The sequence below is a fragment of the Thioclava sp. F1Mire-8 genome (assembly GCF_002213165.1).
Classification (GTDB): Bacteria; Pseudomonadota; Alphaproteobacteria; order Rhodobacterales; family Rhodobacteraceae; genus Thioclava; species Thioclava nitratireducens.
Map to the genome: position 1 here is coordinate 289,811 of NZ_NBNY01000001.1, position 12,555 is coordinate 302,365.

Consider the following 12,555-nt stretch of genomic DNA (forward strand, 5'->3'; position numbering starts at 1 on the left):
GATGCGTTACGAGGTGAAGCTGAAGTTGACCTACAGATATAACGCGCCATCGGATCATGCGCGGACCCTGCTGCGGGTGCTACCCTCGGACATCGCGGGGCTGCAAACCGTCACATCGCGGGTGCTCAGCTTCGATCCTCCGCCCGACGAGCGTCACGAGTCGCGCGATTTCTTCGGCAATGGCATGACCTCGGCGGTCTGGCACGCGCCGGTCGCCGAGATCGGAGTGACGCTGAACGCCAAGATTGAGCGCGGGCTGGCGGAGCCGGGGCTGGACCTGTCGTCGCCGCGCGAGGAACTGGCGCAGGAGATCGCGCAATTTCGCAGCCTCGCGCCCGACGCGCCGCATCACTTCCTCGCGCCCTCGCGCCGCGCCTGGCCGACCAAGGCGATGACCGAGTTCGCCCGGGCGCAGTTGCAGCCGGGCCAGACCGCGCGCGGCGCGATCGAGGCATTGGGGCGTGCGCTGCACCGGGAGATGCGCTTCGATGCGGGCGCGACCGATGTGAACACGCCCGCGGCGGAGGCATTCGCGAACCGCCACGGCGTCTGCCAGGATTTCAGCCATATCATGATCTCCTGCCTGCGCGGGGTGGGCATCCCTGCGGGCTACGTCTCGGGCTTCCTGCGAACCTATCCGCCGCCCGGCCAACCGCGCCTGGAAGGCGCGGATGCGATGCATGCCTGGGTGCGAGCATGGGCGGGGGCGGAGACCGGTTGGATCGAATTCGACCCCACGAACGATCAATATGCGGGCGAGGATTACATCACCGTCGGCTATGGCCGCGACTATGACGACGTGCCGCCTTTGCGCGGCGCGATGCGCGGGGCGGGCGGTCAGCAAAGCGCGCAGGCGGTGGACGTGATCCCGCTCGATTGAGGCGGTGAACGGCGCGCTGCGGCGTGACCCCGTGCCTCGGACGCACGAAAGCTTCACCCGCTCGTGACCCGCGACGTCACGGCATTCATTGACCACGTGATCAAAGCACGATTTACTCCTCACCAGTTTGTGTTTGAACCGTCCCACGATGTCGCGTCCGCGCGACCGTTGAGGGGGCGGCGGCACACACGAGAAGACCAACCAACAGGAAGGACAGACCATGACCATTCGCTCGATGCTTTTGGCGGGGGCTGCCGCGGTGATGATGACCGCAGGCGGGGCCGGCGCCAAGACGCTCGTTTACTGCTCGGAAGCGTCGCCGGAAGGCTTCGACCCCGCGCCCTACACCGCGGGCACGACCTTCGACGCCTCTTCGCACCCGGTCTACGACCAGCTCGTCGAATTCAAGCCGGGCACGACCGAGATCGAACCGGGCCTCGCGGAAAGCTGGGACGTCTCGGATGACGGCCTCACCTACACGTTCAACCTGCGCAAGGGCGTGAAATTCCACTCGGTCGAGGGCTTCACCCCGAGCCGCGATTTCAACGCCGATGACGTGATTTTCTCGTTCGACCGTCAGGGCAACAAGGACAACCCCTATTACGCTTACGCGCCGGGCGTGTCCTATGAATACTATGCCGGCATGGACATGCCGACGATCATCAAATCGATCGAGAAAGTCGACGATTACACGGTGAAGTTCACCCTGTCCGAGCCGAACGCGCCGTTCCTCGCAGACCTCGCGATGGACTTCGCGTCGATCCTGTCGAAGGAATATGCCGACAAGCTCGCCGGCGAAGACCGCAAGGCCGACATCAACAACGTGCCCGTCGGCACCGGCCCGTTCTCCTTCGTGGCTTACCAGAAGGACGCCGTGATCCGCTACAAGGCGAATCCGGACTACTTCAAGGGCAAGACCCCGGTCGACGACCTGATCTTCGCGATCACCCCCGATCCGGCGGTGCGCATGCAGAAGCTGCAGGCGGGCGAGTGCCAGATCATGCCGTACCCGGCGCCGGCCGACATCCAGGCGCTCAAGGACGACTCGAACATCAAGGTCGACGAGCAGCCCGGTCTGAACGTGGCCTACCTCGCCTACAACACCACGCAGGCTCCGTTCGACAAGGTCGAAGTCCGCAAGGCGCTGAACATGGCGATCAACAAGGATGCGATCATCGACGCGGTCTTCCAGGGCGCGGGTCAGGTTGCCAAGAACCCGATCCCGCCGACCATGTGGTCCTATAACAAGGACATCAAGGACGACGCCTACGATCCTGAGCAGGCTAAGAAAATGCTCGAGGATGCCGGCGTGAAGGACCTCGAGATGAACATCTGGGCGATGCCCGTGCAGCGGCCCTACATGCCGAACGCGCGCCGCACCGCGGAGCTGATGCAGTCGGATCTCGCCAAGGTCGGCGTGAAGGCGAACATCGTCTCCTACGAGTGGGGCGAGTACCTGAAGAAGTCGAAAGACCCGAGCCGTGACGGCGCGGTGATTCTCGGCTGGACCGGCGACAACGGCGACCCGGACAACTTCCTCGCGGTTCTGCTGGGCTGCTCGGCGGCCGAAAGCGGTGCGAACCGTGCCTTCTGGTGCAATCAGAAATTCGACGATCTGATCACCAAGGCGCGTCAGAGCAACGATCAGGCCGAGCGCACCAAGCTCTACAAAGAGGCTCAGGAAGTCTTCAAGGAACAGGCGCCGTGGGACACCATCGCCCACTCGACCGTGTTCATGCCGATGTCCAAGAAGGTCACCGGCTACGTGATGAGCCCGCTGGGCGGTCACGACTTCTATGGGGTGGACATCTCGGAGTGATCCTGAGAATACCCGTCTGATTGAGGCGTCCGGGAGACCGGGCGCCTCGCAATACTTTCAGGGGCCAAACATCGGAGACCGATGACCGCGGGCGCGACAGTGTGCGGCGGGCAGGGGCTCCACGAAGGTTCCGCAGAGAACCGCAAACAGGACCGGTGACATGTTACGTTTCATAATCGGCAAGATCCTCTGGCTGATCCCTACGCTGATCGGCATCACGATCGTGGCTTTCGGCTTCGTTCGGGTGCTGCCCGGGGATCCCGTGCTGCTGATGGCAGGCGAGCGCGGGCTGAGCCCCGAACGCCATGCCGAGCTGGCGCATCAGCTGGGCTTCGATCGCCCGCTCTGGCAGCAATATCTCGAGTTCATCTGGCAACTCGCCCATGGCAATCTCGGCGACAGCCTCGTGACCCACAAACCCGTGCTCGGTGAGTTCTTCGCACTCTTCCCGGCCACGCTGGAGCTGGGCGTCTGCGCGATGTTCCTCGCCGTGGTGATCGGCGTTCCGATCGGCGTGATGGCCGCGATCAAGCGCGGCTCGTGGTTCGATCAGGCGACGATGGGCACGGCGCTGGTGGGCTATTCGATGCCGATCTTCTGGTGGGGCCTGCTGCTCATCATCCTCTTCTCCGGCATTCTGCAATGGACGCCGGTCTCGGGGCGCATCTCGCTGATGTATTACTTCCCCAACGGCACCGGCTTCATGATCTGGGATGCGCTGATGTCGGGGCAGTCCGGCGCGCTCACCTCGGCGCTGAGCCACCTGATCCTGCCCGCGATCGTGCTGGCGACGATCCCGCTCGCGGTGATCGCGCGCCAGACCCGCTCGGCCATGCTTGAAGTGCTGGGCGAGGATTACGTGCGCACCGCACGCGCCAAGGGGATGCCGCCGCGCCGCGTCGTGGGCGTCCACGCGCTGCGCAATGCGATGATCCCGGTCATCACCACGATCGGCCTTCAGGTCGGCATGCTGATGGCGGGCGCGATCCTGACCGAGACGATCTTCTCCTGGCCGGGCATCGGCAAATGGATGGTCGACTCGATTTCGCGGCGCGACTACCCCTCCGTGCAGGGCGGGCTGTTGATGATCGCGCTGATCGTGATGTTCGTGAACCTGATCGTGGATCTGCTCTACGGTCTGATCAATCCGCGTATCCGGCATAGGTGAGTGACATGTCCGAAGTGATCGAAACCGATATCCCGGCCGGCACGCGCCGCGCGCAATTCGCCGAGTTCTGGTTCTATTTCAAGGAAAACCGTGGGGCCGTTCTGGGTCTGGTGGTGTTCGTGCTGATCGCGCTGGCCGCGATCGCGGCGCCGCTGGTCGCGCCCTTCGATCCCGATACGCAGTTCCGTGACGCGCTTCTGGCGGGTCCGCTGACCCATGACGCGAACGGGACGTTCCTGATGGGCACCGACGCGGTCGGGCGCGACATCCTTTCGCGCCTGCTGTTCGGCGCGCGCTTCTCGCTGTTCATCGGCGTGATGGTCGTGCTGCTCGCGCTCTCCGTGGGCGTGCTCCTCGGCTTGCTCGCCGGCTGGTTCGGCGGCTGGGTCGATACCGTGATCATGCGGGTGATGGATATCATCCTCGCCTTCCCGTCGCTGCTGCTCGCGCTCGTCTTCGTGGCGGTGCTCGGCCCGGGCCTGATCAATGCGATGATCGCCATCGCCATCGTCTACCAGCCGCATTTCGCACGCCTGACGCGGGCCGCGGTGCTGTCCGAGAAGAACCGTGATTATGTCATGGCCGCACAGGTCGCGGGCGCAGGCCATATGCGCCTGATGTTCCGCACGGTGCTGCCGAATTGTCTCGCGCCGCTGATCGTGCAGGGCACGCTGAGCTTCTCGAACGCGATCCTCGACGTGGCGGCGCTTGGCTTCCTCGGCATGGGGGCGCAGCCGCCGACGCCGGAATGGGGCACGATGCTGTCGGAAGCGCGCGAGTTCATCCTGCGCGCATGGTGGGTCGTGACCTTCCCGGGTATCGCGATCCTCGTGACGGTGCTGGCGATCAACCTGATGGGCGACGGCCTTCGTGACGCGCTCGATCCGAAACTGAAGCGGAGCTGAGCCAATGTCCTTGCTGAAAATCCGCAATCTCACCGTCGAATTCGACACCGCTCAGGGCGCTTTCCGCGCCGTGGACGGGATCGATGTCGAGGTCTCCGGCCGCGAAGTGCTCGCCATCGTGGGCGAATCCGGCTCGGGCAAATCGGTCTCTATGCTCGCCGTGATGGGGCTTCTGCCGCCCACCGCGACGATCACCGCCGACGAGATCACCTATGACGGGCGCGACATGCTGAAAATGTCTGGCCGCGAACGTCGCCAGATCATCGGGAAGGAAATCTCGATGATCTTCCAGGAGCCGATCTCCTCGCTCAACCCCTCCTTCACCTGTGGTTTCCAGGTCGAGGAAGTGCTGACGCGTCACCTTGGCCTGAAGGGCAAGGGTGCCCGCAAACGCGCGCTGGAGTTGTTCGAACAGGTCGGCATCCCCGATCCCGAGCGGCGGCTGAACAGCTATCCGCACCAGCTCTCGGGCGGGCAGTGCCAGCGTGTGATGATCGCGATGGCCATCGCCTGCAAGCCGCGCCTGCTGATCGCCGACGAGCCGACGACCGCGCTCGACGTGACGATCCAGAAGCAGATCCTCGATCTGCTGATGAGCCTGCAGGAAGAATACGGCATGGGGCTGATCATGATCACCCATGACATGGGCGTCGTGGCCGAGACCGCCGACCGCGTCTCGGTCCAGTTCAAGGGCCGCAAACTGGAGGAGGCCGACGTGCTCTCACTCTTCGAGAACCCGCAGCATCCCTATACGCGCGCGCTTCTGGCGGCGCTGCCGGAGAACGCGACCGGGGACCGTCTGCTGACCGTCGCCGATGGCTGGGAGGGCGTGCAATGAGTGTGATCCTCGAAGGGCGCGACATCACGCGCGACTACATCGTCTCGGGCGGGTTCCTGCGCGGGGCGAAGACGATCCGGGCGCTGCACGGCATCTCCTTCTCGCTCGAGCAGGGCAAGACGCTGGCCATCGTCGGCGAATCCGGCTGCGGCAAATCCACGCTGGCGCGTATCCTGACGCTGATCGACCCGGCCAATTCGGGCGATCTGTATATCCAGGGCGAGAAGATCGACATCAAGGAAACCAAGGTGACGTCCGAACTGCGCGCCAAGGTTCAGATCGTCTTCCAGAACCCCTATTCGTCGCTCAACCCGCGCCAGAAGGTGGGCGAGGTTCTGACCGAGCCGCTGATCATCAATACCGACATCCCCGCCAAGGAGCGCCGCAAGCGCGCCGAGGAGATGCTGGAGAAGGTCGGCCTCGAGCGGCAGCACTACAACCGCTACCCGCATATGTTCTCGGGCGGCCAGCGCCAGCGGATCGCGATTGCGCGCGCGCTGATGCTGAACCCGCAGATCCTCGTGCTGGATGAGCCGGTCTCGGCGCTCGATCTGTCGGTGCAGGCGCAGGTGCTCAACCTGCTCAAGGACCTGCAGGACGAGTTCGACCTGTCCTATATCTTCGTGAGCCATGACCTCTCGGTCGTGCGCTATTTCGCGGATGAGGTGATGGTGATGAATGCGGGCGAGGTGGTGGAATACGCCTCGCGCGATCAGATCTTCGCCAATCCGCAGCACGAATATACCAAGACGCTGCTGGCCGCGACGCCGATCGCCGATGTCGAAAAGATCCGCGAGCGGGTCGAACGCCGCAAGGCGTTCTTGGCTGCGGCGGAGACATAAGGGCCGGGCGCCTCAGGGGCCGTTCGGAGTTAAGAAAAGGGGCCCGGGGCGATGCGCCTCGGGCCTTTTCATTTTGCGAAACGCTCTCAGGTCTGATTTTGGCGCGGGGCGACCAGCCCCGGGCCGTGCCCGATCCTCCCCCCGGGAGGGCGCATTGGCGATGTCATCTAGGGCATTACCGTCGTCCGGGCTTGCGAGATAAAGTGCCGAGCGTCGACGGGAACGAAGCGCCCGCCCGAGGCTCGGGCGCAACCCTTTCCGCGAAACACAGGCGCCCCCTGCGCCGCGACGCGCGGCGCGTTCGCCGCTGAAGACTTCCACTGGAACCCTTCCGAGACGCGGCTCACCCCAAGGCTCGGGTGCGGCCCTTATCTCCCGGACCACTCCGGCGCGCGTTTCTCGAGGAAGGCTCGCGCGCCTTCGGCGGCGTCCTCGCTCTCCATCACGGCCTTCAAGGTCCGCGCGTTCTCCTCCCAGAGAGGGTCGACCGCGCGGCGCTCGATCTCGCGCGACAGCCGCAGGGTTTCGCGCAGGGCCAAGGGCGCGTTCTTCGCGACCTCCTCGGCCAGCGCCAGCGCCGCGTCAAATGCCTGCCCGGCCTCGGCGCGGCGGGCGATCAGGCCCAGCTCCCACGCCTCCGCCGTGTCGAAAAGCCGCCCCGTCAGCAGCAATTCGCGCGCCCGGGCCGGGGGGATGAGGCTCGCCAGCCGCAACGCGCCGCCCGCGCCCGCAACCAGACCGCGCAGCACTTCTGGCAGGCCGAAGCGGCAGCCGTCTTCCGCCACGATCATGTCGCAGCCCAAGGCGAGTTCGAACCCGCCTGCGAGCGCCGCGCCGTGACAGGCGGCGATGATCGGCTTGCTGCGGTGGGATTGGGTCAGGCCGCCGAAACCGCCTTCAGCAAATAGTAACTCCTCGACCTTACCTTCGGTGAAGGCGGCGAGGTCCATGCCCGCACAGAACACCGCGCCTTCGCCGCGCAGGATGCCGATCTGCAGCGCGTCATCCGCTTCCAGACGGGCCACCGCCTCGGTCAGGGCGTGGCCGGCTTCGGCATTGATCGCGTTGCGCCGTTCGGGGCGGTTGAGGGTGATGATCGCGATCTTGCCGCGGGTCTCGAATAGGACGGGGCTCATTGGGCGGGCTCCTTGGGTAGGCGGGCGCGTAGCGCGTTGCGGATGATCTTGCCGGTGGTGGTCACGGGCATGTCGTCGATCACGTAGATCGCGCGGGGGTATTCGTATTTCGCGAGCCGTGCGCGGACATGGGCGGCAAGGTCGTCGCGCAGCGCCTCGGTATCGGCATGGCCGGGGCAGAGCGTGACGAAGGCCGCGACGATCTCGCCGCGCAGCGGATCGGGCTGCCCCACGACGCCCGCCATCTGCACCGCCGGATGCGAGATCAGGCAATCCTCGATTTCGGCGGGGCCGACACGGTAGCCGCCGGTCGAGATGATGTCGTCGTCGCGCCCGATGAAGCGCAGCCTGCCGTCTGCGCCGCTGACGCCCCGGTCGCCGGTCAGCAGCCAGCGCCCGTCGAGGCCGGTCACGAATTTCGCCTCTGTCGCCTCGGGCTGATTGAAATAGCCGAGAAACATCACCGGGTCGGGCGCGCGCACCGCGATCGCGCCTTCCTCGCCATCGGGCAGGATCTGACCCGTCTGGCTGTCGACGATCGCGACCTCGTGGCCCGGCACCGGCCAGCCCATAGCACCCGGTTCGGGCGCATCAAGGCTCGCGGCGGACGAGACCACCATGTTGCACTCCGTCTGGCCGTAGAATTCGTTGATCGTGACGCCAAGCGCCTTGCGCCCCCAGTCGAGGAGTTGCGCGCCCAGCGGCTCGCCCCCCGAGGCGACTGAGCGCATATTGAGGCTCCAAGACAGGCTCTCCGGGTCGGCTTTCATCATCTTCAGCGCGGTGGGCGGCAGGAAAGCGTTGCGCACGCCCAGACGCCGGATCAGATCGGCCGCCGCCTGCGCCGAGAACTTGCGGAAGCGGCAAGCCACGACCGGCACACCGTGATGCAGCGCCGGGAGCAGCACGTCCAAGAGCCCGCCGATCCACGCCCAATCGGCGGGCGTCCAGATGCGGTCGCCCGGCTGCGGCAGGAAATCGTGGCTCATCTCGACGCCGGGCAGGTGGCCCAGCAGCACCCGATGGGCATGGAGCGCGCCTTTCGGATTGCCCGTCGTGCCCGAGGTGTAGATCAGCACGCCGGGGGTCTCGGCGCTGGTATCGACGGGGGTGAACTTGGGCGAAGCCTCGGCGAGAGCGGCGTCGAAATCCGCGGCGCCTTCCGGTTGCGTCCCGCCGCCATCGGTGACGAAAACCGTCTCCAGATCGGGCAGCTCGGAGCGGATTGCGGCGATCACCTCGTAACTCGCCGGGTCGGTCACCAGCACCTGCGCGCCGCTGTCGCGCAGCCGGTGCAGCAGCGCCTCGGGGCCGAACAAGGTGAACAGCGGCAGCGAGACGCAGCCCGCCTTGAAGGCCGCGATATGAGCGATGGCGGTCTCGCGGCGTTGCGGCAGCAGGATCGCCACCCGGTCGCCGGTCTCGCGCCCGTCGCCGCCTACGCCCATCGCCGCCAGCACATTGGCGAAGCGGTTCGACGCCTCGCGCAACGCGCCAAAGGTGGTCTCGCGCACTGCGCCGTAGCCGTCCTCCTCGACTTCGATCAGCGCGACGCGGTCAGGCTCGCGCGCGGCCCATTTGTCGCACGTGTCGACGCCGATATTGTAGCGTTCGGGTATGTCCCATCGAAACGCAGCCCGCGTGGCCGCGTAATCCTTGCCGCGTGACAGCACCGGCTCTCCTCCCATTTTGCAAGCGGCGCGGGGGCCGCTTTCCTCCGCCGCTCAGAAAAGCGCGGAGAGCCGGGAATGTCCATCTCCGCTCACGGGCTTATGCGGGGCTTTGCGCTGAGAGCCGCCCCGCCGCCAGCGCGCTGAAGGCCACCATCCCCGTCGCGGTGATCATCACGGCGGGGAGCCCACCCATCTGGTAGCTCAGCCCCGACAGCAGCGTGCCGATCAGCCGCCCGCCCGCATTGGCCATGTAGTAGAAGCCCACATCCATCGTCACCCGCTCGGCCTGCGTGAAGGCGAGGATGAGATAGGAGTGGAGCGAGGAATTCACCGCGAAGATCGCGCCGAAGACGAGCAGACCCACGACCAGCACGGTGCTGAGCCACAGCGATGGCGTCGGGTCGATCAGCACGGCGGCGCTGAGGAGCGCAGGCACGGCAAGCAGCGCCAGCGCCCAGTGCCGCGCGGCCCCGATCAGTGCGCTTTCGGGGCGGGATTTGGCCTTCAGGATGCGCGGGGCGGCGGCCTGCACCGCGCCGTAGAGGATGATCCAGAGCGCCATGAAGGTGCCCACGAGGAAGAAGGCCGCGCGGTCGCCCGCGTCTGTCCCGTCCGACAGAACCGCGTAGAAATAGATCGGGACGCCGACGACGAACCAGACGTCGCGCGCGCCGAACAGGAAAACCCGCGCCGCGGAGAGCCAGTTCACATTGGCCGATTTCGAGAAGACTTCCGAGAATTTCGCGCCCTTGCGCCCGCGCGGCAGGCCCGGCGGCATCGCCACGACGATTGCGGCGAGGATCAGCGCCAGCACCACCGCCATCGCGACCACCGCGTAATCGAAGCCGAGCGCCGCCAGCAGCGCCGCGCCCAGCAGGAAGCCCACGCCCTTCACCGCGTTCTTCGACCCGGTCAGCACCGCGACCCATTTGAAGAGCCCGCCATTGTCGGTGGGCGCCAGCAGCTTCACCGCCGATTTCGAGGACATCTTGGCAAGGTCCTTCGCGACCCCGCTGAGGCCCTGCACGATCATCACATACGTGACGGACGCGCCAATCGCCCAACCCGGGTTCAGCTGCGCCAGTGCGATCAGCGCCACGACCTGCAGCGACAGCCCCGCATAGAGCGTCGAAACCAGCCCGAACCGCGCCGCGATCCAGCCCGCCGAGAGGTTCGTGACCATCCCCGCGACTTCATACAGGATGAACAGGTAAGCCAGCTGCACCGGCGAGAAGCCGAGCGTGTGGAAATGCAGCAGCACCAGCATCCGGAGCGCGCCATCGGTGAGCATGAAGGCCCAATAGGCCGCCGTCACCGCGATATAGGCGGAGAAGCCTTCGGGGCGGCTGGCGGGGTGGTCGGTCACAGCGAGGCTCCCACCATCAGCGCGACATCGGCGAGCCGGCAGGCATAGCCCATCTCGTTGTCATACCACGCATAGACCTTCACCTGCGTGCCGTTCACGACCATCGTCGAGGGCGCGTCGATGATCGAGGAGCGGATGTCGTTGGTGTAATCAGACGACACCAGCGGGCGCGTCTCGTAGCCGAGGATGCCGTGCAGATCGCCCTCAGCGGCGGCTTTGAACAGCGCGTTGACTTCTTTGGCGGTCGTTTCGCGCTCGACCTCGAAGACGCAATCGGTGAGCGAGGCGTTCAGAAGCGGGACGCGCACCGCATGGCCGTTCAGGCGGCCCTTCAGCTCGGGGTAGATCAGCGTGATCGCGGTGGCCGAGCCGGTCGTGGTCGGGATCAGCGAATTGAGCGCCGAACGCGCGCGACGCAGGTCCTTCGCGGGGCGATCAACGATGGTCTGGGTGTTGGTCACGTCATGGATCGTGGTGATCGACCCGTGCTTGATCCCCAGGTTCTCGTGGATCACCTTCACCACCGGGGCGAGGCAATTGGTGGTGCAGCTGGCCGCCGTCACGATGCTATGCGCAGCAGGATCGTAGGCGTCATTGTTCACGCCATAGACGATATTCGCGGTCGGGCCGTCCTTCACCGGGGCCGAGACGACGACCTTCTTCACGCCGGCTGCGAAATAGGGGGCGAGTGCGGCCTCGGATTTGAAGACGCCGGTGCAGTCGATCACCACGTCGACCCCGTCGAGTGGCAGGTCTTCGATGTTGCGCGTGCCGATGAAGGGCAGGCGGGTGCCGTCGATGGTGACGCTGTTCGCGTCGCTCGAAAACTCCGCGTCCCAGCGGCCATGAACGGAGTCGAATTCCAGCAGATGCGCTTGCATCGCCGCATCGCCCACCGCGTCGTTGATCCATGCGATCTTCGCACCGCACTCCAGCAGCGGCTTCAAGGCGAGTTTCCCGATGCGGCCGAGGCCATTGAGGGCGTAGGTGGTCATGGTCAGTCCTTCAGTTACGGCCAATGTCATCGACGGCGGATTGCAGCGCGATGCGGTCGAGCGTGGTAAGCGGCAGGGCGGCGAAGGCCTCGATCCGGCGGTGAAGCGCGCCATAGGCCTGCTGGAACGCCAGCGCGCGTTCGGCCTCGGTGCCGGTCGCCTTTACCGGGTCGGGCATCCCCCAATGGCCGCTGATCGGCTGGCCGGGCCAGGGCGGGCATTCCTCGTTGGCGGCGAGATCGCAGACAGTGAAGACGAAATCGAGTACCGGCGCGTCCTCTCCGTGAAACTCGGAGATGTTCTTCGCGCGCAGCGGCTCCACGTCATGGCCCTTGTCGCGCAGCACCTGCACCGCGAAAGGGTTCAGCTCTGAATAGGGCTTCGTGCCCGCCGAATAGACTTTGAACCGGTCGCCCGCCCGGTCTCGCAGGATCGTCTCGGCAAGGATGGAGCGCGCCGAATTGCCGGTGCAGATGAAAAGCACGTTGAATTTTCGGCCCGTTGCAGATTGCGTCATGCGGCTGTCTCTGCTGGGATCGGGTTGCGTGAGGGGAGAGCAGATATCGGGGCGTCCCTGACAGCAGTCGATCAGAAGCGCGTCGAAGAGGTTGCGCACGGTCTCCATCTCGATCCCGTAGCGCAGCGAAGTGCCGGCCCGCGTCTGACCGATCAGCCCGACTTCGGCGAGGGCTGCGAGATAGGCCGAGAGCGTGGAGGGTTTCAGCCCCAGCGCCGCGCCGATTTCGCCTGCGGGCAGCCGGTCGGGATACCGGCGCATCAGCAGCCGGAAGATCGCTAGGCGTTGCGCGTGGCCCAGCACGGTGAGCCGTTGGGGTGTCATCTCATCCATATTTCGAGGTTTTACGAAATAAGAGAGTCGGATCAAGTGAAGCTTTGATGACGGTGCGCGATAGACGGATTACGTGTAAACAA

The 12,555-nt window shown here is 65.5% G+C and carries 11 protein-coding genes; 6 read left to right on the forward strand and 5 right to left on the reverse strand.

Annotated elements, in window-relative coordinates; translation table 11 throughout:
• Position 1 precedes the first annotated feature (1 nt).
• The 6 genes from B6V75_RS01360 (at position 2) to B6V75_RS01385 (ending at position 6,452) form a co-directional block, all read left to right on the forward strand.
• Positions 2 to 880 (forward strand): transglutaminase family protein, encoded by an 879-nt coding sequence (locus B6V75_RS01360; RefSeq protein WP_088718491.1) that lies wholly within the window; start codon positions 2 to 4, stop codon positions 878 to 880.
• A gap of 220 nt (positions 881 to 1,100) precedes the next feature.
• The gene (locus B6V75_RS01365) at positions 1,101 to 2,699 is read left to right on the forward strand and encodes an ABC transporter substrate-binding protein (RefSeq protein ID WP_075774993.1); all 1,599 of its coding nucleotides are present in this window, start codon (positions 1,101 to 1,103) and stop codon (positions 2,697 to 2,699) included.
• 160 nt (positions 2,700 to 2,859) lie between these two features.
• A complete protein-coding gene (locus tag B6V75_RS01370) occupies positions 2,860 to 3,867 on the forward strand; it encodes an ABC transporter permease subunit (protein WP_075774992.1) in 1,008 nt (335 codons plus the stop codon).
• A gap of 5 nt (positions 3,868 to 3,872) precedes the next feature.
• Entirely contained in the window at positions 3,873 to 4,772 is a 900-nt protein-coding gene (locus B6V75_RS01375) for an ABC transporter permease subunit (protein ID WP_075774991.1), read from the forward strand.
• A gap of 4 nt (positions 4,773 to 4,776) precedes the next feature.
• Positions 4,777 to 5,610, forward strand: coding sequence for an ABC transporter ATP-binding protein (locus B6V75_RS01380; RefSeq protein WP_088718492.1), 834 nt, complete (start codon positions 4,777 to 4,779; stop codon positions 5,608 to 5,610).
• Positions 5,607 to 6,452, forward strand: a complete 846-nt coding sequence (locus tag B6V75_RS01385; protein WP_075774989.1) for a dipeptide ABC transporter ATP-binding protein — start codon at positions 5,607 to 5,609, stop codon at positions 6,450 to 6,452. The genes B6V75_RS01380 and B6V75_RS01385 overlap by 4 nt, the downstream gene beginning before the upstream one ends.
• Positions 6,453 to 6,820: 368 nt before the next feature.
• Here the strand turns inward: B6V75_RS01385 and B6V75_RS01390 are convergent, their stop codons facing one another.
• The 5 genes from B6V75_RS01390 to B6V75_RS01410 all read right to left on the reverse strand — a co-directional run bounded on the left by B6V75_RS01390 (position 6,821) and on the right by B6V75_RS01410 (position 12,472).
• Entirely contained in the window at positions 6,821 to 7,588 is a 768-nt protein-coding gene (locus B6V75_RS01390; protein ID WP_088718493.1) for a crotonase/enoyl-CoA hydratase family protein, read from the reverse strand.
• The gene (locus tag B6V75_RS01395; protein ID WP_240496884.1) at positions 7,585 to 9,261 is read right to left on the reverse strand and encodes an AMP-binding protein; all 1,677 of its coding nucleotides are present in this window, start codon (positions 9,259 to 9,261) and stop codon (positions 7,585 to 7,587) included. The genes B6V75_RS01390 and B6V75_RS01395 overlap by 4 nt, the downstream gene beginning before the upstream one ends.
• A gap of 97 nt (positions 9,262 to 9,358) precedes the next feature.
• The gene (gene arsJ, locus B6V75_RS01400) at positions 9,359 to 10,627 is read right to left on the reverse strand and encodes an organoarsenical effux MFS transporter ArsJ (RefSeq protein WP_088718495.1); all 1,269 of its coding nucleotides are present in this window, start codon (positions 10,625 to 10,627) and stop codon (positions 9,359 to 9,361) included.
• Complete coding sequence (locus tag B6V75_RS01405; RefSeq protein WP_088718496.1) at positions 10,624 to 11,622, reverse strand: ArsJ-associated glyceraldehyde-3-phosphate dehydrogenase; 999 nt, start codon at positions 11,620 to 11,622, stop codon at positions 10,624 to 10,626. The genes arsJ and B6V75_RS01405 overlap by 4 nt, the downstream gene beginning before the upstream one ends.
• 10 nt (positions 11,623 to 11,632) lie before the next feature.
• Positions 11,633 to 12,472, reverse strand: coding sequence for a helix-turn-helix domain-containing protein (locus B6V75_RS01410; protein ID WP_088718497.1), 840 nt, complete (start codon positions 12,470 to 12,472; stop codon positions 11,633 to 11,635).
• Positions 12,473 to 12,555 lie beyond the last annotated feature (83 nt).

Coding starts and splice junctions, on each gene's coding strand:
- B6V75_RS01360 (WP_088718491.1), top strand. CDS start 2: ATGCGTTACGAGGTGAAGCTGAAGTTGACCTACAGATATAACGCGCCA.
- B6V75_RS01365 (WP_075774993.1), top strand. CDS start 1,101: ATGACCATTCGCTCGATGCTTTTGGCGGGGGCTGCCGCGGTGATGATG.
- B6V75_RS01370 (WP_075774992.1), top strand. CDS start 2,860: ATGTTACGTTTCATAATCGGCAAGATCCTCTGGCTGATCCCTACGCTG.
- B6V75_RS01375 (WP_075774991.1), top strand. CDS start 3,873: ATGTCCGAAGTGATCGAAACCGATATCCCGGCCGGCACGCGCCGCGCG.
- B6V75_RS01380 (WP_088718492.1), top strand. CDS start 4,777: ATGTCCTTGCTGAAAATCCGCAATCTCACCGTCGAATTCGACACCGCT.
- B6V75_RS01385 (WP_075774989.1), top strand. CDS start 5,607: ATGAGTGTGATCCTCGAAGGGCGCGACATCACGCGCGACTACATCGTC.
- B6V75_RS01390 (WP_088718493.1), bottom strand. CDS start 7,588: ATGAGCCCCGTCCTATTCGAGACCCGCGGCAAGATCGCGATCATCACC.
- B6V75_RS01405 (WP_088718496.1), bottom strand. CDS start 11,622: ATGACCACCTACGCCCTCAATGGCCTCGGCCGCATCGGGAAACTCGCC.
- B6V75_RS01410 (WP_088718497.1), bottom strand. CDS start 12,472: ATGGATGAGATGACACCCCAACGGCTCACCGTGCTGGGCCACGCGCAA.